The organism is Acinetobacter sp. 16, assembly GCF_033439925.1.
GTDB classification, from domain to species: domain Bacteria; phylum Pseudomonadota; class Gammaproteobacteria; order Pseudomonadales; family Moraxellaceae; genus Acinetobacter; species Acinetobacter junii.
Map to the genome: position 1 here is coordinate 2,258,721 of NZ_CP137746.1, position 23,610 is coordinate 2,282,330.

Here is a 23,610-nt window from a genome sequence, read left to right on the forward strand (position 1 = left end):
TGTAATCTGACTTATTTTCTAGCCGTCCCAAAGGAGTACTCAGGGTGCGCCAAGCAACAATTTATATTGATAGTAAAGCACTACAATATAATTTAAACCGTGTTAAACAACTTGCACCACATTCCCAAATTGTAAGTATGGTGAAAGCCAATGCATATGGGCATGGAGTACAGGATTGTTTAGCCGCCTTAAATGCAACGGATGCTTTTGGTGTAGCTTGTTTGGAAGAAGCTTTAGAGATTAGGCGACTGGGGTATACGCAACCCATTACCTTAATTGAAGGTGTATTTACTGAAGATGAGATGGAAGATGTTATTCAACAGAAACTTGAATGCGTTGTACATCGACATGAGCAAGTAGAATGGTTAATCCAAAATAAAGAAGCCTATAATGCCTTAGGACTTAAGGTTTGGGTAAAACTAAATAGCGGGATGAATCGCTTAGGTTTTAAGAGTAATGAAATTATAGCCGTTATTCATCAACTAAAATCATTGAATTTTAACTGTGTACTCACTATGCATTTTGCAAATGCGGATGTAGATCACCCGTTAAATGAGCAACAGATTCAACAATTTTTAGACGTAAAAAATGCATGCAAACCAATATTAGCCTCTTGTTGTAATTCTGCTGCTATCTATAAATATCCAAACTTACATTTTGATTATGTACGTCCTGGGATTATGCTTTATGGTGCAACACCTTTTGCAGATAAAGATGTTAATGAACTTGATTTGAAACCTGTAATGAGTTTTGAAGCAGAAATTATTGCATTAAATCAAATACATGCAGGCGAAAGCGTTGGTTATGGTTCTACTTTTACAGCAACGAATAGTATGCAAATTGCAATTGTTTCTATTGGCTATGGTGATGGCTATCCACGTGCATATGTAAAACCTAATTACGTAGCGATTGATAAGCAACTAACTCCTGTTATTGGTCGAGTAAGTATGGACATGATTGCGATCGACACGACTAAACTTCAAGTTAAAGTCGGCACCAAAGTTGAACTTTGGGGTAAAACACGATTGGTTGATGATGTCGCAAATGCAAATGGTACGATCGGTTATGAACTTTTATGCAGACTAAGTAATAGACCACAAAGACAACGTATCTAATCAATAAAAATCCAAGCAAAAGCTTGGATTTTTTTCTTATAAACCGTAATCCGCTGTAGGTTTTGGCAACTCTTGTAAACCTCGACGTAACGTCTCTGACCACTGTTTACTAATTTGAGTAAAATATGGATCTTCCTCACTGATTCGTTTACCTTCAGGAATAACGAAACTATCTTTGTAATATACCAAAGCGTCCAAAGGTAAACCTACAGATACATTTGAGCGTAGCGTTGAGTCAAATGAAATCAAAGAACAGCGTAAAGCATCATCAAGTGGCATCGTATAGTGCAAAGCACGATCTAGTATAGGTTTACCATACTTGCTTTCACCAATCTGAAAATAAGGTGTATCCGTAGTCGCACAAATAAAGTTTCCTTGAGGATAAACATTATAAAGCTGCATTTCCTCACCTTTAATCTGTCCACCCACCAAGATACTACATGAATAATTCATCTGTTCTTGCGTATTACTTGTGATGTCTTCTAAAACTCTGCGCAAAGTTTTACCAACAAGTTCAGCTACCTCAAACATTGTATTTACAGTGTATAGATTTGGCTCTTGATGCAGTGTTAAAGAGTTTTGTAGATGTCCTAAAACCGCTTGTGTTGTCGCTAAATTACCAGCGGTTTGAAGTGCGATGAAACGCTCACCCTCAGTACCAAAAGTATGTAATTTACGAAATACTGAAATATGATCGACCCCTGCATTTGTTCTAGTATCACTGATGAGTACTAAACCTTGCTCCAATCTTAATGCACAACAATAGGTCATCTTGCTCTCTTTTCTTCAACACGCTAAAACCTGAACAACCGACATCATACTCTCCACACCACCCTGTTCACGAACCCCACGAATAGGAGCAACATCAAGATAATCTCGACCAACTGCAACATAGATGTGATTTTGAGGGCTAAATATCTGGTTACTAACATCGAAACAATACCATTGATTGTCAACAAATACTTCTGCCCATGCATGACTGGCAAGGTGCGGTTGATTCTGATCATACAAATAACCAGAAACATAGCGTGCAGGTAAATGTAATGCTTTACACATTGCAATCATGACATGTGCATGGTCTTGGCAAACACCTTTAGCAGCATAAAATGCATCTGTAGCCAATGTTGTGACAGATGTGCTCTCAGGTTGGTATGGCATTTTTTCTAATATCTTCTCAGATAAAAGAATTAAATGCTGTCGATCTTTGGCACGAACGATATCTTGTGCGAAATGCAACATCTCCTGATCACAATGAGTCAGACTGGTTCTTTGCAGAAAAATATAAGGCGAAATTTCATTTTCGAAATGCCCGATTTCAGTTTCAAATAGGTCTACAATTCCTTGAGCCATGATCGTCAAATATCGGTAATCATGACGCTGTGTTGCAGTTAACCAGAGATTATTAAAGGCATCGCGTTGGCAACGATATTCGCCTGGTACACTGATATGCCAATTCTCAATAATCTGATGCTTAGAACTTTGCGGCATCATCTTAATTGACTGCACGCTATTACGTGCATTTTGTGTATATCGATAGTGTGTTTGATGATTTACCATAAGTTTCATGCATACACCTCAAATTGATTTTCCAATTTATAAGTAAATTCATAAAACTGATTCAGATATGGTTGATCTTTCAATCCATTCCAGCTGTGTTGAAGATCACTCCAACCCAAATTAGAAAGCTGAACTATCATCGGATCAATTGAATCAATAACAGAATGTATATTTTTATGGAATCTAAAATGTGTGTCGATTTGTTCAACAGACTGACCTAGATGAAAAAATAGAAAAATCTCCTCTTTCTCATTTTTTAAAATCTCTCGACAATCTTGAACTAGCTCTAAAATCATGTCAGGTGTATTGGTCGCATTTTTTATCAACGTGTTTAATTCAGCATATGCAGTTGCTGAAAACAAAGCTCTAAGTTCTTGGATATTATTACGAGCAATTTCGAGTTGATTAATTAATGAGTAAGGTTGTTTCTCATCTAGCATAAATTGATTCAAATTTTCTGCATCTTCAATATGCAAACATAAACCTTGAGCAAACACTTCTGCTTTTTGAGCATCCACAAAAGGGAGTTGCTCCGCAACATAACCGATTCTAAATAAATAACGACCTAACCAATATACATGTTGAGCACTTGAAATGAGTAACGTCATAGATATCCTCCTTTATTTTTAAAATTTCCAAATCACCCATCCAAGTCAATTAAATGAGTGAGTCGATTGAACAATGAGAAGGAAAATTAGGAACGTAACGTTTCTACCACCCAAGTATCTTTAATACCCCCACCCTGTGAGGAATTTACAACAAGCGAACCTGCTTGCATCGCAACTCGCGTTAATCCTCCCGGTACTATTTCAGTACGATAAGGAGAACTTAATACAAATGGTCGTAAATCAATATGTCGTTCAGCTAGCCCATCGACAGTTAGTGTTGGCGCCACAGACAACGCTAAAGTAGGCTGAGCAATATATAAATGTGGCGTCGCCATAATCTTTAATTTAAATGCTTCTATCTGTGCCTGATCTGCTTGTGGTCCGATCAGCATTCCATATCCACCAGAGCCTTGGGCCTCTTTTACCACTAATTTTTCTAAATGATTTAATACATAATCTAATTGATCATCTTCGCGACATTGATATGTTGGTACGTTATTTAGAATTGGTTTTTCACCTAGATAATATTCAATCATTTGACTAACATAAGGATAAACAGATTTATCATCAGCAACACCTGTACCTGGTGCATTTGCAATCACAACATTATGTTGCAAATATGCTGACATTAATCCTGCAACACCCAAAGTACTATCTGGTCTAAAGACTAAAGGATCTAAGAAATCATCATCAACACGACGATAAATTACATCCACTTGTTGACGTCCACGAATTGTTTTTACGAATACTTTATCATTCTCAACAAATAGGTCTCGACTCGTAACCAAGGGTACATCCATTTCCCGTGCCAAAAATGCATGTTCATAATAAGCACTATTAAAACGCCCTGGTGTTAACACCACGATTAAAGGTTGATCCACATAAGCATTCTCCGTCAGCACTTGCTTCAACAGACTCGGATAGTGTTCGATACCTTGTAAATTATTACTCACACATAAATCAGGCATCAATTTTTGACTAATTTTTCTACTCTCAAGCATATATGACACACCTGAAGGTGTTCTCAAATTATCCTCTAGTACAAAAAAATCACCCTGATCATCTCTGATAATATCGATACCACTAATTTGTGAATATATCTTTCCTTTGAGGTGGTGCTTCAGCATATGAGGCTGAAAAGCTTCATGAGTCATAATTTGTTGCGCAGGAATAATGCCTTCTTTTAAGATATTTTGACCGTGATAAATATCATCCAAGAAGTAATTCAAAGCTTTAACACGCTGCTCACAGCCTGAAGAAATTTTTTCCCATTGTTTTTTTTCAATAACACGTGGAATCAAATCAAAAGGAATGGTACGTTCCGTGCCCTCTTGATCTCCATAAACATTAAACGTAATCCCTTCATATAGAAAATGCTGTTTAGCGGCTGCACCTAGATTTTTTAATTCATCAAGACTTCGCTGACTTAACCATTCCTCGATCTTCTTAGAAGCTTCACCGTTAAAACTTTTATCATCCAGCATCTCATTAAAGAATTTTGATTTAAGCTGCTCAAACAAATTTGTATTAACTTTGAGCTGTGAAATAAATGTAGACGATTGTAAATTTACTGCTGTTGTTTGCTCCGTCGCATAGTAATCAGTCGTGATAAATAGATCGTGTTCTTGTTCTGACATAGAAACCTCGTCTCATCATTTATTTATATCTCTAATAAGCAATTTCAATGCCACTTATAATATATGTATATTTTTTAACCAAGATTTATATGCTCTATTAAACTTAGCCATGTTTCAGTCGTAAATGCGTAATCTCTGTGTTATGAACTTGCTAAATCAAGTGAGTTTTTTTATTGTGTACACTTTAGAGCATTGAGTTAAATTCAGAACTTATGTCATCCATACAAGAAAAAGAAACTTCAAATAGCCTTTATCGCCAATGGCAAATATTGTCTCGCCTATCTACTGGTAAATGGATGGGTACACGTGAACTACAAGAAATATTGGAACGCGAAGGCATTGATATAAGTTTGCGCACCATTCAAAGAGATCTAAATCAAATTGCACAACGCTTCCCGATTGAGAGCAACAAAACCGTACCACAAGGTTGGCGCTGGCGTTCAGATGCACCGATCCAAAGCTTACCGCATATGACTAGTTCACAAGCAGTAACTTTTATGATGGTAGAAGAACACCTACGCCATTTACTACCGCCGAGTCTACTCGAAGAGATGACGCCTTGGTTTGATTTAGCGAAACGTAGTCTTTCAACACAAAATAACGTGCGCCAATGGATTAATCGAGTTCGTATCGTGCCAGCGAACCAACCTTTAATACCGCCAATGGTCGATAAAAATGCACAACAAGCCATTTATGAAGGCTTGTTGCAAGATAAACAAATCGAATGTGTTTATCGTGCCAGAATTAATCAAGGCGAAGATAAAACCTATATCTTAAATCCCCTAGCATTGGTTCAAAAAGGTGCTGTGATTTATCTTATTTGTACACGTAATGATAAAACAGAAGTTCAAACATTTGCCTTGCACCGTTTTAAAGCAGCGACTGTTCTTGAAAGTCGTGCTCTACATCCCGTTAACTTTGATATTGATCACTATATTGATTCGGGTGCTCTTGGTTTTAGAGTGGACTACAGCAAACCAACCGAACAAATTGAGCTAAAACTCACAATGAGCGAAAGCACAGCTCAAAGCTTTTATGAAAGCCAACTTAGCAAAGATCAAACGATTACATCTCTAGAAGAAAATATTGTAGAAGTTGTGGCAACAGTTCCATTTACATCACAACTCGTTTGGTGGCTGAGAAGTTTTGGTAAAAAATTACTCAATATCGAACCTGCGGCTGTTTATAATGCAGTGAGAGAGATTGAAAATAATGAATAAAAAAGAGAACCTTTTGGTTCTCTTAGACTTATTAAAATTTTTATACTTAAAGATAAGGTTTTTATTTTTATACATATTGTATAGGACTTATTTTTTCGCCCGCCAGATCAAAATAAGTCCCTCCAACGATGAAAAGCTGATAATGAATTAACATCGGCACGCAAGTTCGTATCCATTATAGCGAATCGTCTTTTTCGTCATAGTTAAAGCCCTCTTTGTTTGAACGTACAATCAATATAATCAAGATTTTTCAAGCTGTGAAATAAGAAAGATCGCAATGAAAATCTAATTATCTGCTAGGGATTTTAAATATATAAAGCTTTTAAAATAAAAAAGCTCCCTATAAGGGAGCTTTTAATCATTCACTCAGCTTAAGCTGAAAATGGATGACGTAAAATAATTGTTTCCGCACGATCAGGACCAGTTGAAATGATATCAATTGGACATTCGATCAACTGCTCAAGGCGTTTAACATATGCCAAAGCGTTTGCAGGAAGTTGATCAACCTGAGTTAAACCTACTGTAGATTCGCTCCAACCTGGCATAGTTTCATAGATAGGCTTCAAGCTTTCAAATGAGATCGCGTCAGAAGAACCTGCACAGCCTGAATCAACATCTTCATAGCCTACACAGATTTTAATTTCTTCTAAGCCATCAAGTACATCTAGCTTAGTTAAGCAAATACCAGATAAAGAGTTCACTTCAACAGAACGGCGAAGAATCTCGGCATCAAACCAACCACAACGACGTTGACGTCCAGTAGAAGCACCAAACTCATGACCCACTGTACCTAAATGACGACCAATTGCATCACCTGTATCTGTTGCTGCATCATAGTGCAACTCTGTAGGGAATGGACCTGCACCTACACGTGTTGTGTATGCTTTAGTAATCCCGAGTACATAATCTAAATGTAATGGACCCATACCCGAACCAGAACTCACACCACCAGCAGTTGTGTTCGAACTAGTTACATAAGGATAAGTACCATGATCGATATCAAGTAATGAACCTTGTGCACCTTCGAACATGATTGCTTTGCCTTCTTTACGATAATCATGTAACACTTTAGTTACATCGATCACTAATGGTGCAAGAACCTCACGCCATTCATTGCAAAGTGCAATCACATCTTCAAACTTAACTTCTTCAACACCATAAAATTGAGAAAGTTGGAAGTTGTGAAGCTCAAGCATTTCCTTGAGTTTTTCTTCAAGTACTGCACCACCACGAACAAGATCAGCTACGCGTACAGCACGACGAGCAACTTTATCTTCATAAGCAGGACCAATACCACGACCAGTCGTGCCAATCTTAGCATTGCCACGCTTTTTCTCACGTGCTTGGTCAAGTGCAATATGATTTGGCAAAATCAATGGACAGTTTGGAGAAATACGAAGACGCTCTTTAACAGGTACGCCTTCAGCTTCCAAAATCGCCATTTCTTTGATTAATGCTTCAGGTGAAAGCACAACACCATTACCAATTAAGCACAATACGTTTTCACGTAAAATACCAGATGGAATGAGGTGTAATACAGTCTTTTTACCACCGACCACTAGAGTATGACCCGCGTTATGTCCACCTTGATAGCGAACTACCGCAGCCGCTTGGTCTGTGAGCAGGTCGACGATTTTACCTTTACCTTCGTCGCCCCATTGGGTACCAAGTACCACAACATTTTTGCCCATAATAGCCTCATTACATCATGCTGTTAAAATTGGAAACTAAGTCAAAACTTAGCAATTAAATTTTTTCAATTACCCATTGCCCATTCTGTGACACCATTTGATGCGTCGCATAAGGAACAGAGTTTAAATCATCTTTACCTAACAGTTGCACTACACGCATACCTTGATGACGTGCATCTGCAATTGCTTTCAATAAATTTTGATCATTTCCACAAGGAGCTACTATCGTTTCAATTTCAGTAAACTGAGTAGATCCTAATGCATATAAATCACAGCTAAAACCAGTCGCAGGACGTGAACGACCAAAGTGTTCACCAATTCCATCATAACGACCACCTTGAGCTAGTGGTGCTGCGCGATTAGGTGCGTAAATGGCATACATTAAACCAGTGTGATAGTGATAACTACGAAGCTCAATCACATCAATACCGATGTTTAAATTCGACCATTTAGACTGAATTTGTGTAAATGTGCTTTCTAAAGCCTCAAATGCAGCTTTGAAGTCAGCATCATTTAAAATATCTTGGCTAAGATTCGCTTTTAATGCACCCAAATCACTTGCGTAACGACCTAATGCATAAAAATCAGAGCCCATTGATAAGTCTTGGGTAAAATCAGCTAATTCTGGTAAAGCTTTACGCTGATAAAGATCAGAAAGTTGATTCTCTGTATTTTTATTTAAACCAGCGCGCTTAACTAAGCTACGGAATAAACCTACATGACCTAAGTCTAAATGAGCGCCTTCTAAAGTATGCGCTTGTTCAATTAGACCCAACATCACATCAATCATTTCAACATCAGCTTCGATGCTATCATGACCATATAGCTCAGCACCTAATTGTAAAGGCGCACGCGTTGCATTGAAATTCTGTGGTTTAGTATGAAGCACAGTGCCTGCGTAGCAATAACGAGCGACGCCTTCAATTGGTCGTACATGTGCATCAATACGCGCTACTTGAGGTGTCATATCAGCACGAACACCCAACAAGCGACCAGAAAGTTGATCTATAACTTTGAAAGTAACTAAATCTAAATCTTGATTTGATTCTGAAAGTGAAGACAACGATTCGATGTATTCAATAAATGGCGTATACACCAATTGATAACCTCGAACTGCGAGGAAATCTAGAGCTTCTCGGCGCAATGTTTCGACAACTTGCGCTTGTTCGGGTAATACATCTGCCACCCCGTCAGGGAGCAACCATGTCTCTGAAATGGTCATGTTCCAAACCTAAAATCTGTTTAACGTGGAGGCATCCACATAAAAAGCAACCACATAAAAAAATCGGGTGAATGCCCGATTCAGCGTAGTGTAGCATGAAGATTTATGTGATGCACCTTCGAATTTGAATAATTCTTTACCATTTAACTAGAAAGCCACCAACTTGTTATTTTAAATTTAACAAATAGATTCAATACATTAAGATCACTCATCAATACAAACAACACTTATGTTCCATGAAAAGAAGTGCCCAACATCTGTACTATTGGACTGTTCTCGATTGGTGAGATATTACTTTTTGATGGTGAATGTTACTTAAACAATTAAAGTAAAATATGCTTATAGTATTTTCCCAAATAAGAAACTGCTGGACTAAGCAGTAGATTTATAAAATAACTCAAATAAACAAATGAACTTAGCTTTTGCCTTTTGTGCCCTTTACCACGATTTCTAGAACCCCCACCAATTCAGCATTCTGCTTTTCTAAAGCAGCAACATTCGCAATCGTCTTGTCTAATACTTCTTGTTGGACATGCATTTTTTTTGCCATATCTTGCATAATTTCAAGACCTTTTTTGAGGTGCAGCTCTAAATGCAAGACTTTTTCCTCTAGCCTAACGATATCTTTTGCAGTATCAGTAGGTTGATTATTTTTAAACAAGAACCAAAACAAAAATAAAACTGCGAATAGCAATAATACAATAAATCCCCAAACCATCATTAAGCCCATTACATTCCCCAATAAATTGTTTTTTTATTATTTAAATATTAAAAAGATTCACACAAATCTAATAAGCGATTCGCATAACCCCACTCATTATCATACCATGCAAAAACTTTTGCTTGATGCCCCACGACCATCGTTTGCGTCAGGTCAACAATTAATGAATATGGCGAATGATTAAAATCGCTTGATACCAAATCTTCATCGGTCACTTGCATAATTTGAGCATAGTCAAACTTAGCAGCTTTACTTAGAACTTCATTAATTTTATGAACTGTGATCGGTGAATGTGAAACAAATGAAAGATCTATCGCTGCAACATTGATAGTCGGTACACGAATAGAGTACCCATCTATACGACCATCCATTTTTGGCATCACGCGTTTTAATGCGCCCAAAGCACTTGAAGTAGTAGGAATAATATTTTGTCCAGACGCTCTGGCTCTTCGTAGATCACGATGAGCATGATCCAAAACTGATTGATCTGCAGTCACTGCATGGATCTCGGTCATGAGAGCAGTATCAATGCCAAAAGCATCATCAATAATTTTGACCAAAGGCACTAAGGCCTGTGTCGTACAAGAAACGCTAGAAATAATTTGATCAGTAGGTTTGACATCAGCATGATTAACACCATAGACGATAGCTGCATCAACAGAATCAAATGGTGCTGCACCAATAATTACTCGCTTTGCACCTGCATCTATATGACGTGTTGCATCAGCTCTCGATCGAAATAAACCTGTACATTCGAGCACAACATCTACAACCAAACCAGCCCAAGACAATAGTTCAGGCTGAGCCTGTTTAAATACTTGCAGTCTTAATTGTCTTTGATTTGAATGAATATTTAAAAAAATTTGTTCGTTCTCAATCTCAATATCGACTTGACCAGCAAAACGACCATGCGTTGTATCATATTTAAAGAGATGAACTAAAGTTTGAACATCAGCAATATCATTAATCGCTACAATATCAAATTGAAATTGCTTAGGGCTTTCAAACCATGCACGTAATACATTTCGACCAATTCGACCAAATCCATTGATAGCGACACGTTGCATGCAAAGCCCTTATATTCATCAAAACATCATATTTTCTTGCTATATGGTAAAACATGATCAGCCTTGTTGAATATAGATTTTTAGCTGAAACACAGTTTTATATGATATTGCTTGCAAAATCGTTGGTCGGGCACACATTTTCCGTTATAATTTAGCACTTTTAAAATCTACGCCATGTAAATGCGCTTTGTTTGCAAAAATTCAAAAACAACTCGCCTATTTTACATATAGCCAAATTCAAAATTATGGAGTGTCTTGGTTGTGAGTACTCGTTTTATGACATCAGCTGAAATTCGTGAAGCATTTTTGCGTTACTTTGAATCGCAAGGGCATACACGTGTCGCTTCGAGTTCACTCGTTCCCGCCAACGACCCTACTTTATTATTCACAAATGCTGGTATGAACCAGTTTAAAGACTGTTTTCTTGGGTTAGAAAAGCGTGACTATGTACGTGCTGTTTCTTCTCAAAAATGTGTACGTGCAGGTGGTAAACATAATGACCTAGACAATGTAGGTTACACAGCACGTCACCATACTTTCTTTGAAATGTTAGGTAACTTCTCATTTGGTGATTACTTCAAACGTGATGCATTAAAATTTGCTTGGGATTTTTTAACGAACGAGCAATGGCTAGCATTACCTAAAGATCGTTTATATGTCACTGTTTACCATACTGATGATGAAGCATTTGATATTTGGAACAAAGAAATTGGTTTAGATGCAAGCCGTATCATTCGTATCGGTGACAACAAAGGTGGTCAGTACGCATCAGATAATTTCTGGGCTATGGGTGATACTGGTCCGTGTGGTCCTTGTTCTGAAATTTTCTATGATCATGGTGATCACATTTGGGGTGGATTACCTGGTTCTCCAGAAGAAGATGGCGATCGCTTTATCGAGATCTGGAACAACGTATTTATGCAGTTCAATCGTACTGCTGATGGTGTGATGCACCCTCTCCCAGCTCCATCTGTAGATACAGGTATGGGCTTGGAACGTATTTCTGCTGTTCTACAACATGTTAATTCTAACTACGAAATCGACTTGTTCCAACACTTGCTAAAAGCTGCTGCAAATATCATCGGCATTCAAGATGAAGGACAACCATCATTACGTGTACTGGCTGACCATGCTCGTTCTTGCTGCTTCTTGATTGCTGATGGCGTAAACCCATCAAATGAAGGTCGTGGTTATGTTCTACGTCGTATTATCCGTCGTGCAGTACGTCATGGTAATAAGCTAGGCGCTACAGGTACATTCTTCTACAAGATGCTACAACCATTAGTCGAAGTTATGGGTGAAGCTTATCCAGAGCTTGCATCACGTAAAGATGTGATTGAAGCGACTTTACTACGTGAAGAAGAACAATTTGCAAAAACACTTGAACAAGGTTTGAAGCTTTTAGAAGCTGAGCTTGCACAATTGAAAGATACTGTGATTCCAGGTGCAACTGTATTTAAACTTTACGACACTTATGGCTTCCCAACTGACTTAACTGCCGATATTGCACGTGAACGTGGTTTTACCATCGACGAAGCTGGCTTTGAAGTTGAAATGGCTGCACAACGTCAACGTGCACGTGACGCAGGTAAATTCGCAGTTGACTACAATAGTATTGTCAAAGTCGAAGGTGAAACTCAATTTGATGGCTACGATGCAACTCAAGGTCAAGGTCAAATCGTTGCAATCTACAAAGACGGTACTCAAGTTGATGAAATCAATGAGGGCGATGAAGCGCTTATCGTTTTAAACCAAACACCTTTCTATGCAGAAAGCGGTGGTCAAATCGGCGATACAGGTATATTCAAAAACGATACAGGTATTTTCGAAGTACAAGATACCAAGAAATCTGGTGGTGCTTTTGTGCATCAAGGTATCGTGACGATGGGTAGCTTAAAAGCAACTCAAAATGTTGAAGCAACAGTTAAAGCAGATATTCGTGCTGCAACAGCGCGTAATCACTCTGCCACTCACCTTCTACATGCAGCTTTACGTCAAATCTTAGGTGATCATGTTCAGCAAAAAGGCTCATTGGTTGCTAGCGATATTTTACGTTTCGACTTTGCTAACGACCAGCCAGTGACATTTGAACAGCTTCAACAAATCGAACGTCTAGTGAATGCTGAAGTTATTGCAAACACTCCTGTGACAACTGAATTGCTTGACATCGAGTCTGCTAAAGCCAAAGGTGCGATGATGCTGTTTGGTGAGAAGTATGGCGAAGAGGTTCGCGTTCTGTCGATGGGTTCAATTATCGAAGAGAAAAACTTCTCAATCGAACTTTGCGGTGGTATCCACGTTAAACGTACAGGTGATATCGGCTTATTCAAGATCACTTCTGAAGGTGGTGTAGCAGCTGGCGTTCGTCGTATTGAAGCTGTAACAGGAACTAAAGCTTTAGAAGCTGTTCAAAAAGCTGACAGCGATATCCAAACAATTAATGGTTTGTTGAAAGCTCAGAAAGACCAAACTGTAGAAAAAGTTGAAGCAATTGTTGAGACTGCATCAAGTTTGCAAAAACAAATTGAACAGTTAAATCAAAAATTAGCAAGTTTCCAAGCTGCTGATTTATTAGACCAAGTTAAAGAAATTGCTGGTCGTCAAACATTAATCACAACCGTAAAAGGTTTAGATGCCAAGTCATTACGCAATTTGCATGACAGCGTAAAATCAAAATTGGAAGATGCAGTCATTATTTTAGCTGGCGTTGAAGGCGATAAAGTGAGTTTAATCGCGTCCGTCGCTAAACAATATGCTGCAAATCTAAAAGCGGGTGACATCATCAAACACTTGGCTCAAGAGCTAGGTGGTAAAGGTGGTGGTAAACCTGACTTAGCACAAGGTGGCGCGCCACTAAACGAGAAGTTTGACCAAGTTTTTGCAGCATTGCCTGCTTGGCTTGAGCAATAAGAACTTCACTTTTGTGTAACTGACCCTGATGCCTCTCAGGGTCATGGCTTATATGGAACAACTATGGCATTAATCGTTCAAAAATATGGCGGTACTTCTATGGGTACTCCTGAGCGCATTTTAAATGTTGCTCGTCGTGTCAAGCGCTGGCATGATCACGGTCACAAAGTGGTCGTTGTTGTGTCTGCAATGAGTGGTGAAACGAACCGCTTACTTGCGCTTGCAAAAGCCATTACCAACACCCCTGACCCACGTGAATTAGATCAAATGGTGTCAACGGGTGAACAAGTAACGATTTCCATGTTAGCTATGGCACTGAATTCAATTGGTGTAGAAGCTAAGTCATATACTGGTCGTCAAGTTGGTATCAAAACGGACAGTGCTTTTACCAAAGCGCGTATTGAATCTATTGATACTGATGTCATGACCAAAGATTTAGATGCAGGTCGTGTTCTCGTTGTTGCAGGTTTCCAAGGCTTTGATGCCGAAGGAAATACCACAACTTTAGGTCGTGGTGGTTCTGATACCTCTGGTGTTGCAATTGCAGCTGCATTAAAAGCTGATGAATGTCAGATTTACACTGATGTTGATGGTGTTTATACAACTGATCCACGTGTCGCACCTAAAGCGAAAAAGGTTGATCGTATTTCTTTTGAAGAAATGCTAGAAATGGCATCGTTGGGTTCAAAAGTTTTACAAATTCGCTCTGTTGAATTCGCAGGTAAATATCAAGTTCCATTGCGTGTATTATCAAGTTTTGATAATGACGATGACGGCGCATTCGATGAAGAATTCAAACAAAATGTAGGCACACTAATTACGACTGAGGCTGAAGACGATATGGAACAACCAATCATCGCAGGTATTGCATTTAACCGTGACGAAGCAAAATTAACGATCTTAGGTGTTCCTGATGAACCAGGTATTGCATCTAAAATCTTGTCACCTATCAGCAATGCCAACATCGAAGTGGATATGATTATCCAAAACGTTGAAGAAGATGGTACAACTGATTTCACATTCACTGTAAATCGCAATGATTTAGCTAAAGCTAAAGCGATTTTAGAGCAAACAGCAAGCAGCATTGAAGGATGCGAAGTTGTTACTCGTGATGATATCGTTAAAGTATCAATCGTAGGTGTGGGTATGCGTTCTCATGCAGGTGTTGCAAGCAAAATGTTTACTGCATTAGCTGATGAAAGCATTAATATTTTGATGATTTCAACATCAGAAATCAAAATTTCTGTACTTATCGAAGAAAACTATTTAGAACTTGCCGTACGTTGTTTACACACAGCTTTTGGTCTAGATCGTGAACACGGCGAAAGCAGTGCACGTGCTTAATTAATAGCTTGTTAAACATATTTACTTTCAAGTAAATAGCAAAAAAAAACAGAGCCACTATAGTTTTTACTACAGTGGCTCTGTTATATTAACCTTTGAGGTTTTTCAGTGATTCTCAACAGAACGTACGAAAAATAATGTTTTTTACATATTTCTGTTGGAATTTTCTGTATATTAAGGCTGTGCTTTCGAACAATGAATTCCCTGTCGCAAGTTTAAGCGTTTAGCAAGGAGATAAACATGCTGATTCTGACCCGTCGTGTCGGAGAAACATTAATGATTGGGGATCAAGTCAGTGTTACTGTGCTTGGCGTAAAAGGCAATCAGGTGCGTATTGGTGTTAATGCTCCAAAAGAAGTTTCTGTGCATCGTGAGGAAATTTACCAACGCATCCAACATGAACGTGCCATGCATGAGCATTTACAACATCTTGATCAGGATTATCAACTTTCGTATGAAGAAGATAATAGCGATTTTCCGCGACATAATAACTTTAATCGTTAATTTTCAGAATTCTCCCCACATAATTAAAGCGACACAAGATGGTCGCTTTAATTGTATTTAAAACCTCAATTTATAAGAAATTATAAACCTAAAGCTTTTTTTACAGGCGCGTAACTACGACGATGTTGATCAATCACGCCGTGTGCTGTAATAGCTTCAAAATGCGCTTTTGTAGGATAACCTTTGTGCTTTGCGAACCCATAATCAGGATATAATTCATCTAAGGTCTTCATTTGATGATCACGTGTAACTTTAGCTAAAATACTGGCTGCACTAATCTCAGCATGAGTCGCATCACCTCCCACAATTGCTTCACATGCAATCTCAATCCCTTTTGGAATTTGATTACCATCTACAATTACTTTATGTGGCGTGGTTTTTAAATTTTCGACCGCACGGCGCATTGCAAGAAATGTGGCTTGCAAAATATTCATTTCATCAATTTCAGTGTGTGTCGCTTCAGCAATCGACCAAGCTAATGCCTTTTCTTTAATCTCTATAAACAACTTTTCGCGTTTCTTTTCAGTTAATTTCTTAGAATCATTTAATCCTTCGATTGGATTATTAGGATCTAGGATCACCGCAGCTGCAACAACTGAACCCACTAGAGGACCGCGCCCTGCTTCATCTACACCAGCAACAAACATAATTTACTCGCAAAAAATTGGCTGCATTTTAGCAGCCAATCAAAGTCAATTGAATACAGAACTATTTTACCACTTCTGATACACAAGCATTCATAGTTTTAGCTACTGCTACACCTGTTAAAGCTGTTCACGCTTTAGAATCCACTGCAGCAAGTGCCAATTCTGAAGGTGATAAAACAGTAGATGCATTTTTGCCAACGCATTTACAAATTTGGGTTTTCTTCTCTTTCTTCTGGGTCTTTGTCATTAATTTACTTGCAATTTTCCAAGCTGCAAAATCATCAATATCATGATTACACTTAGTCTGTGCAGCAAACTGAATTGCAGATGTTCCTAATTTTAAATTACTTTGCTCGCCACTTTGCACAGTAGTACAAGCCGCCAAAGCAAAGACCATTGAAATTGCCAAAACAAATTTATTCTTATACATGTAACTATCATTTTAGTTGAATAATATCATGATTAATCTAGCACTCTAAGAAACTAAAAATGATTTGAAATTATAAGAATATCTTCTAAGAAACAAAGCTGAAAATCATCCAGCTTTGTCTAATTTCTTACTTTTATTTCTATTTCTTTAATGCTTCAGACACGCAGGCATTAACAGTTTCAGCAACCACTTGATTCACGATCGTTGCTCTTGCAGTTGGATCAATTGCAGCTGTAGCCAACTCCAAAGTCGTTACACTATTGGGCGCTTTTTCACTTACACACCCACAAACATCCATCTGAATATTTTCACGCTGTTCAGTGGTCATCAAACGTGTTGCTGTTTTCCATGCAGGTAATGTATTGATTTCACTCATACATTTAGCATTAACCGCAACCTTTAATGCCGTTACACCTAACTGTTGAGATGTAGATGGTGTTGTAGAAGTATTTGTATTTGGCGCAACACATCCATTTAAAACAAATAATACTGGCAGAGCCAACAATAATTTTTTCACAACTTTTAACCTTATAGCGACTTATTTGCAGTCGTATTTTGCACAAAGCATTTTATTAAGCAATTGTAACTACCGACTTATTACATATTTAAACATAACGAGTTCGATTAATAATCGTTGCAAGGACAAGACGCTCTGTTACATATACACCGTATGAGGAATAAATAACGCTATTTAAAATCTACAAAATCATATCACAGCTAGGATGTTGCGATGTCAACCTCAGCACAGTACTACACTCGCACAGCACAAGTATTACATTGGCTCATGGCCGCTATTTTTATCGTTGCATGGCTTATTGGATTTTACAGTGGAAATTTTTTAAGTTATGAAGTTGATGGAACGTTTAAAGGCACTGTTATTACACTTCATAAGAATATTGCAACAACCATTATCTTTTTAGTCGTTATAAGAATTTTTTGGCGTTATACCCATCCAGCCCCACAACTACCAAATACCATGTCACCAATGATGAAAACCTTGGCACATATTGGTCATTTCTTATTATATTTAATGTTATTAGCCCTACCCATTACAGGCTGTTTATTCAGTTGGAGCGCTGGTCACCCTGCCCCTGTTTTATACTTATTTGAAATTCCTCGTCTAGTTCAAGACAATCCAGATTTATTAGCAATCGTTAAACCCCTACACATTTATATATCGTGGTTTGCGGGCTTACTCATTGCAGGTCATATTCTCGCAGCGATTAAACATCATCTCATCGACAAAGATAATGTATTGCTCAGCATGCTAAGACAACCCAAATAAAAATTGATATAAAAAAACCGCTTATCGCGGTTTTTTTATGCATTAGATTTTTCTAACTTCGGTAATCCATTTCTGCTTATCATCATCAGAAATAAACGAAGCTTCAAAAGAGTTAATCGCAAGCTGCTTTAATTCTTCATTTGATAAATTCAAAGCTTGTTGAATCGCAATAAAGTTATCATTCATGTATCCACCGAAATATGAAGGATCATCCGAGTTTACAGTGACATGCACACCTTTTTGTAGCAAACGACGAATGTTATGCTCAGTCATATCTTTCACGACACAGAGCTTTAAGTTACTTAACGGGCACACTGTTAATGGCATTTTCTCTGCAATTAGGCGCGTCATCAGTTGCTCGTCTTCTTCTGAACGAACACCGTGATCAATACGATTCACCTTAAGTAAATCTAAAGCTTCCCATATATACTCTGGAGGACCTTCTTCTCCAGCATGTGCGACGATCAAGAAACCAGCTTCTCGTGCTTTGGCAAAAACACGTTCAAATTTTGATGGTGGGTGCCCAACTTCACTTGAATCCAAACCTATCGCAATAATGTCATCTTTGAATGGCAAGGCTTGTTCTAACGTTTCAAACGCTTTTTCTTCACTTAAATGGCGTAAGAAACACATAATCAATTGAGAGCTAATACCCAACTTTTCTTTTGCATCGGTGCATGCACGTTTTAAACCATTTAAAACGGTAACAAACTTAACACCACGCTCAGTGTGTGTTTGTGGATCAAAGAACATTTCTGTATGTACCACTCGATCTTCTGCGCATTTTTCAAAGTATGCCCAAGCCAAATCGTAGAAGTCTTGCTCATGCACTAACACATTGGCGCCAGCATAATAAATATCTAAAAAAGATTGAAGGTTATGAAAGTTATAAGCCTGTTTCACTTCTTCAACAGATTGATAAGGAATCTGAATCTGATTGCGCTGTGCAATAGCGAACATCAACTCTGGCTCAAATGTCCCTTCAATATGCACATGTAATTCGGCTTTGGGCAAAGCACGAATCAGCTCGATTTGATCCATATAAACTCCACGTCTAAATAAAAAAGGGTGCTGCCTAACACGGTACACCCTTTAAAGGTTTTATCACTTAGTTTTAAGTGGCTTAGCCACCAAATGCAACAAATTTAAATACCCAAAGTGCAGCAATAATCCACACCATATAAGGTACTGTTTTTGCCTTACCCGTAAACAGCTTAACCAATGCATAACTAATGAAACCCATTGCAATACCATCGGCAATTGAATAGGTAAATGGCATAAATACGATCGTTAAAAATGCAGGTACAGCTTCAGTAATATCATCCCAATCAATGTGCGTAATTCCTTGAATCATTAGCACACCGATAAATAATAGTGCTGGTGCAGTTGCAAAACCTGGTACGGATTGTGCCAAAGGAGCCAAGAATAAGCAGCCGATGAAAAGTAAAGCAACCACAACCGCAGTTAAACCTGTGCGACCACCAGCTGCTACACCAGAAGCTGATTCAATATACGGGGTGGTAGATGATGTACCTAATGCAGCTCCCGCTACAATTGCAGTTGAGTCAGCAAATAGGGCTTTCTTTAAGCGTGGTAATTTACCATCTTGAAGCAATCCAGCACGATGTGAAACACCAACCAAAGTCCCGGTACTATCAAACAAGTCAACGATAAAGAATACAAAAATAACCCCGACCATACTTGCAGTAAATAGACCTTCAAAATCCATTTGCATAAAAGTAGGTGCGATTGATGGGATATGTCCTACAACACCTTTGAATTCATTCAAACCCAAAACAGTCGCTATTGCAGTGACAACTAAAATACTGATGATGATTGCACCACGAACTTTTAATTGATGCAAAACAACAATCATTAAAAATCCGAATAATGCTAACAATACTGTTGGCTGTTTAATATCACCCAATCCAACCAATGTCGCTGGATTATCTACAATAATTCCTGCATTTTTAAGCGCAATCAATGCAAGGAAAAGACCAATTCCCCCACCAATCGCAAACTTTAAAGACATCGGAATTGCATTGACGATTGCCTCACGAATTTTAAAGAAACTGATAGCAAGGAAAACAAGACCTGAGACAAATACCGCTGCTAGAGCAGTTTGCCAAGGCACCCCCATGCCCAAACACACAGAATAGGTAAAATATGCATTTAAACCCATACCTGGTGCGAGTGCGATCGGATAATTCGCCACAATCCCCATGACCAAACACCCGATTGCAGCAGCCAAACAGGTTGCAACAAACACAGCACCATGATCCATTCCGGTTTCAGAAAGAATGAGTGGATTTACAATGATGATGTAACACATGGTCAAAAATGTGGTTACACCTGCTAGAACTTCTGTTCTAAAGTTGGTTTTGTTATCACTTAATTTAAATAAGCGTTCTAACAGTCCAACTGAAGCATTAGGCGTTGTCATATAGCACCTGTTAAAATCTAAGATCGTAGAATATGAAATCTATACGCTTGTGTTTCAAATAATTTTTTGAATGTACACAAAATGGTATACAAGGCTAAAAGCAATCTACATGCCAGTTTCACGCTTGCTATACAGAGGAGATGTATAAATTTGGTTCCGATTTCAAAATATAAAAAGCCGCATAACAAGATGCAGCTTTTTTATTTAATGGTAAATATTTTAACAGATTCTAATAAAAACTTGGACACAACCCGATAAAAAAAGCTAAATCCTGTGACATTTCACCTGAGAACTTAATTATTCGCTTCGGTAGGTCGCTAATCGAGAATGCTTCACATAATTTGGATTGTGTTGAATCGAATTTAGGCTATGTTCTGCATCGTTCACAATCTTCATCAGCTCTTGTCTTTTTTTGTTCTGCGAATCAACATAAACCGCATAACCCAAAATAAAAACAGAACAGAGAATAAGTATTGAAAGTACTATCTTCATTATTATTATCTCTGATGTATGCTTTTCTTAAATACTAACAAATGTGTACAAAAATGTATATCAATTAACACTTTTAAATCAAAAACAAATGTAATGTCACAATAAATTTTTCCGATAAAAGCTGAATTTGAACATTTTTTACACACTTAAATACTAGAATAATAAAGTATTTTAATCAACAACTTTTACATAAATTCAATTAGATAATTTTAATATTTTATCAATTGATTAATTAATATTTATTAAATCAGTAATAAATTAAGCTTAAATAGTACCTTTATCGCTAAAAGGTACTATTTGATATTGCTAAAAATCGCTTTTAGAACTGATAGTTAATTCTTACTAAGAAGTTACGTGGTGTTCCAGGCATAGAGTCCGAACGCCAATATTCTTTGTTGGTTAAATTATTCACGGCAAGCGTAATATTCCAAGGATTTGCACTATAACCAATCGCAGCATCAAGTCTTGTAAAACCTTTTAAATCAGTGGCTGTACTATTGAGATTACCATTTGGATAAACTTTCGCATCACCCACATATGTAGCACCTAGCTCAGTATAGATTTGATCTGTCGGCAAATATCGAATAAACAAATTTCCTGTATGCATAGGTGTATTGTTGAGCGGTTTGCCAATATTTTGAGGCGTTACATCATCACGGGTAACCGTTGCATCTGTATAACCATATCCACCACGAACAAAAACATTCTCTAAAGCTTTACCGATAAAGCTAAATTCAAGACCTTTCGATCGATGTTGGCCACCGACTACCCATTCATCAGGATTATTTTGTGCATCAGGTTGATAACGAATGTTATTTTTTCGAATATCATAAACAGAAATCTGAGTATTTAAACGGTTATCCAACCAATCACTCTTAATTCCTATTTCATATTGTTCGTTGTATTGAGGCTCAGCATCATAAACACTTGGGTTCAAAGTCGGATCAATACTAATCATCCCTCGCCCACCATATGGAGCAAAACTCTTACTATATGATGTATAGAAACTGTGACTCTCATTTGGTTGCCATACAAATCCTATATTTGGACTAAAACTCTCGCCATCATAAGATTGCTTTTTGTCGGTTAGCATATTTTGCGTTTTGAATTCGAAGTGATCATATCGAGCACCCAACATCATCTTTAAACTAGGCAGCAAACTGATTAAATCTTGAATAAAAATACCTTTATTTTCAGATTTATGTTGGCTATAAGATGTAATTGGCGGACGACCATCCGCTAAATCAAAAGATTCATAATGATCATTTGGATGGTATGGGTTCATATAACCATAATATTTTCCAGCAAATTGACCACTTGAATAGTTACCTAACTTAGGATCACGATTTTCGTGTGACCAATCAGCTCCAATCATAAAATTGTGTTCAAATATCCCTGTATCAAATTTCCCAGTGATATCGAATGTATTCATGACGGTTTTATTCATGGTTTCCTGCCATGCGTAACTTTGACGCAAATAACCATTCCAATCACAACTTTTTGGCTTAGCCTCTAAGGTTAAATCATTTTCACAATATGTTCCGCCAAAGAAATTATCAAAATTTTGATAAGCTTGACGATAACTTGCAGCCCAATGAAAATTCCAATTTGATGCAAACTCATATTTCAAATCAGTTCGCACAGTTTGCAATTCATCATCAATAAAATCAGTACTACGAGCAAATGCATTTTTGATAGAAACGTTGTTTGGAAGATTTTGATATGATGGACCACGATCTGGAGTACGTTCCAATTTATCGTAGGTATATTGGGTAGTCCAAAGTATTTTTTCATCGTCACTGCGATAGCTTATGCTTGGAGAAAGCATTTCGATCTGCGAACCAATCCCCTTACGAAAACTATTGGAATCAGCTTTTTCACCAGTTAAGCGTATAGCCCAGTTATCATTGATGATTTGATTAAGATCTAAAGTTGCACCAATATTTTCGTATGAGCCAGCATACATACCTATTGAGCTTTTAGAATCAAAGTTGGCAAACTTAGTCACCATGTTGATGACACCACCACCCGCACCACGTCCATAAAGTACTGAAGCAGGACCTTTTAATATTTCAATTCGCTCAACATTTGCAGTGCTACGGCGTAGTTGACCACTTTCTCGGACGCCATCACGATAGATATCACCCTCGTCCGCTTTGAACCCACGAAGCGAAATTCCATCACCACGAGTATCGTAATTTGTTGATACACCTGGGGTTCCTTGAAGCATAACGCTTAAATCATTTGCCCCATAAATCTTATATTTTTGTACATCGATTGTGTCGATAGTCTGAGGAATATCTTTTTTCTTGAGACCATTACGTGTCACATTTGCTTGATCATAATCAATATAACTTTTGATTGGATCTAACTCACTCATTGCCTCAATTTTAATAGTCGGCATAACTGCTGTTTGCAGATTATCTTGATTTGCAACTGCATATTGAACTTGTATAAGCATTAAACTAAGCATACTAAGCCTAAATACAGGCTTAGAATTTGATTTCAAAGATGGATAAATCATAACGTTCCGAAAGACAAAAATAGGAGAAACATAAAATATTAAAACGATACAATTTTAATAAAAGCAATTCTCATTTTCATCATATTTCGCAACAATACGACACTAACGTCTATTTATTAAACACACAACTTATTCATAACAATATGATTCTCAAAATTAAAGATTATTTTTTCCATTTCTAATTCTGTTCATG

21 protein-coding genes are annotated in these 23,610 nt (G+C 37.7%); 6 read left to right on the forward strand and 15 right to left on the reverse strand.

Translation table 11 applies throughout. The features are described from left to right. Positions 1–44: 44 nt before the first annotated feature. Complete coding sequence (gene alr, locus R2H34_RS11080) at positions 45–1,115, forward strand: alanine racemase (RefSeq protein ID WP_125272004.1); 1,071 nt, start codon at positions 45–47, stop codon at positions 1,113–1,115. Between the two features lie 36 nt (positions 1,116–1,151). On the opposite strand, the gene R2H34_RS11085 is transcribed toward alr, so the two are convergent. The 4 genes from R2H34_RS11085 to R2H34_RS11100 form a co-directional block, all read right to left on the reverse strand. Next, positions 1,152–1,886, reverse strand: coding sequence for a proteasome-type protease (locus R2H34_RS11085; protein ID WP_125272005.1), 735 nt, complete (start codon positions 1,884–1,886; stop codon positions 1,152–1,154). Between the two features lie 15 nt (positions 1,887–1,901). After that, complete coding sequence (locus tag R2H34_RS11090) at positions 1,902–2,681, reverse strand: transglutaminase family protein (RefSeq protein ID WP_004955099.1); 780 nt, start codon at positions 2,679–2,681, stop codon at positions 1,902–1,904. Then, the gene (locus tag R2H34_RS11095; protein WP_125272006.1) at positions 2,678–3,280 is read right to left on the reverse strand and encodes an alpha-E domain-containing protein; all 603 of its coding nucleotides are present in this window, start codon (positions 3,278–3,280) and stop codon (positions 2,678–2,680) included. Before R2H34_RS11095 ends, R2H34_RS11090 begins: the two co-directional genes overlap by 4 nt. An 86-nt stretch (positions 3,281–3,366) precedes the next feature. After that, positions 3,367–4,917 carry a circularly permuted type 2 ATP-grasp protein gene (locus R2H34_RS11100; RefSeq protein ID WP_125297981.1) on the reverse strand — a complete coding sequence of 517 codons (1,551 nt, stop codon included), beginning with the start codon at positions 4,915–4,917 and terminating at the stop codon, positions 3,367–3,369. Between the two features lie 212 nt (positions 4,918–5,129). On the opposite strand from R2H34_RS11100, the gene R2H34_RS11105 reads away from it, so the two are divergent. Beyond that, a complete protein-coding gene (locus R2H34_RS11105; RefSeq protein WP_004912201.1) occupies positions 5,130–6,137 on the forward strand; it encodes a helix-turn-helix transcriptional regulator in 1,008 nt (335 codons plus the stop codon). Positions 6,138–6,508: 371 nt separating this feature from the next. Here the strand turns inward: R2H34_RS11105 and R2H34_RS11110 are convergent, their stop codons facing one another. From R2H34_RS11110 to R2H34_RS11125, 4 genes are all read right to left on the reverse strand, one after another. Beyond that, entirely contained in the window at positions 6,509–7,828 is a 1,320-nt protein-coding gene (locus R2H34_RS11110; protein WP_004912203.1) for an adenylosuccinate synthase, read from the reverse strand. A 55-nt stretch (positions 7,829–7,883) separates the two neighbouring features. After that, positions 7,884–9,050 (reverse strand): ATP phosphoribosyltransferase regulatory subunit, encoded by a 1,167-nt coding sequence (locus R2H34_RS11115; RefSeq protein ID WP_087540451.1) that lies wholly within the window; start codon positions 9,048–9,050, stop codon positions 7,884–7,886. Positions 9,051–9,465: 415 nt separating this feature from the next. Continuing rightward, positions 9,466–9,780 (reverse strand): hypothetical protein, encoded by a 315-nt coding sequence (locus R2H34_RS11120; protein WP_087540449.1) that lies wholly within the window; start codon positions 9,778–9,780, stop codon positions 9,466–9,468. 38 nt (positions 9,781–9,818) lie between these two features. Then, positions 9,819–10,838: a type I glyceraldehyde-3-phosphate dehydrogenase gene (locus tag R2H34_RS11125; RefSeq protein WP_004962928.1), complete on the reverse strand. Its 1,020-nt coding sequence runs from the start codon at positions 10,836–10,838 to the stop codon at positions 9,819–9,821. Positions 10,839–11,099: 261 nt separating this feature from the next. On the opposite strand from R2H34_RS11125, the gene alaS reads away from it, so the two are divergent. From alaS to csrA, 3 genes are all read left to right on the forward strand, one after another. Then, complete coding sequence (gene alaS / locus R2H34_RS11130; RefSeq protein WP_171425400.1) at positions 11,100–13,748, forward strand: alanine--tRNA ligase; 2,649 nt, start codon at positions 11,100–11,102, stop codon at positions 13,746–13,748. Positions 13,749–13,811: 63 nt separating this feature from the next. Next, the gene (locus R2H34_RS11135) at positions 13,812–15,092 is read left to right on the forward strand and encodes an aspartate kinase (RefSeq protein ID WP_004955120.1); all 1,281 of its coding nucleotides are present in this window, start codon (positions 13,812–13,814) and stop codon (positions 15,090–15,092) included. A gap of 240 nt (positions 15,093–15,332) precedes the next feature. Continuing rightward, a complete protein-coding gene (gene csrA / locus R2H34_RS11140) occupies positions 15,333–15,596 on the forward strand; it encodes a carbon storage regulator CsrA (protein WP_004912217.1) in 264 nt (87 codons plus the stop codon). Positions 15,597–15,676: 80 nt separating this feature from the next. Here the strand turns inward: csrA and rnhB are convergent, their stop codons facing one another. From rnhB to R2H34_RS11155, 3 genes are all read right to left on the reverse strand, one after another. Next, positions 15,677–16,243, reverse strand: a complete 567-nt coding sequence (gene rnhB / locus R2H34_RS11145) for a ribonuclease HII (protein ID WP_004962936.1) — start codon at positions 16,241–16,243, stop codon at positions 15,677–15,679. Positions 16,244–16,370: 127 nt separating this feature from the next. After that, complete coding sequence (locus R2H34_RS11150) at positions 16,371–16,673, reverse strand: hypothetical protein (protein ID WP_227556711.1); 303 nt, start codon at positions 16,671–16,673, stop codon at positions 16,371–16,373. A gap of 139 nt (positions 16,674–16,812) precedes the next feature. Next, a complete protein-coding gene (locus R2H34_RS11155; protein ID WP_004955128.1) occupies positions 16,813–17,190 on the reverse strand; it encodes a hypothetical protein in 378 nt (125 codons plus the stop codon). 213 nt (positions 17,191–17,403) lie between these two features. Here R2H34_RS11155 and R2H34_RS11160 point away from each other — a divergent pair, with 213 nt between their 5' ends. Further along, positions 17,404–17,958 carry a cytochrome b gene (locus tag R2H34_RS11160; RefSeq protein ID WP_042892535.1) on the forward strand — a complete coding sequence of 185 codons (555 nt, stop codon included), beginning with the start codon at positions 17,404–17,406 and terminating at the stop codon, positions 17,956–17,958. 42 nt (positions 17,959–18,000) lie between these two features. Here R2H34_RS11160 and R2H34_RS11165 read toward each other — a convergent pair whose 3' ends face one another. The 4 genes from R2H34_RS11165 to R2H34_RS11180 form a co-directional block, all read right to left on the reverse strand. Further along, positions 18,001–18,999 carry an adenosine deaminase gene (locus tag R2H34_RS11165; RefSeq protein WP_005402349.1) on the reverse strand — a complete coding sequence of 333 codons (999 nt, stop codon included), beginning with the start codon at positions 18,997–18,999 and terminating at the stop codon, positions 18,001–18,003. Positions 19,000–19,081: 82 nt separating this feature from the next. Then, complete coding sequence (locus R2H34_RS11170) at positions 19,082–20,401, reverse strand: NCS2 family permease (protein ID WP_004912229.1); 1,320 nt, start codon at positions 20,399–20,401, stop codon at positions 19,082–19,084. A gap of 297 nt (positions 20,402–20,698) precedes the next feature. Continuing rightward, positions 20,699–20,893, reverse strand: a complete 195-nt coding sequence (locus R2H34_RS11175) for a hypothetical protein (protein ID WP_004912232.1) — start codon at positions 20,891–20,893, stop codon at positions 20,699–20,701. A gap of 319 nt (positions 20,894–21,212) precedes the next feature. After that, positions 21,213–23,417: a TonB-dependent receptor gene (locus tag R2H34_RS11180; protein WP_151760570.1), complete on the reverse strand. Its 2,205-nt coding sequence runs from the start codon at positions 23,415–23,417 to the stop codon at positions 21,213–21,215. Positions 23,418–23,610: the final 193 nt, after the last annotated feature.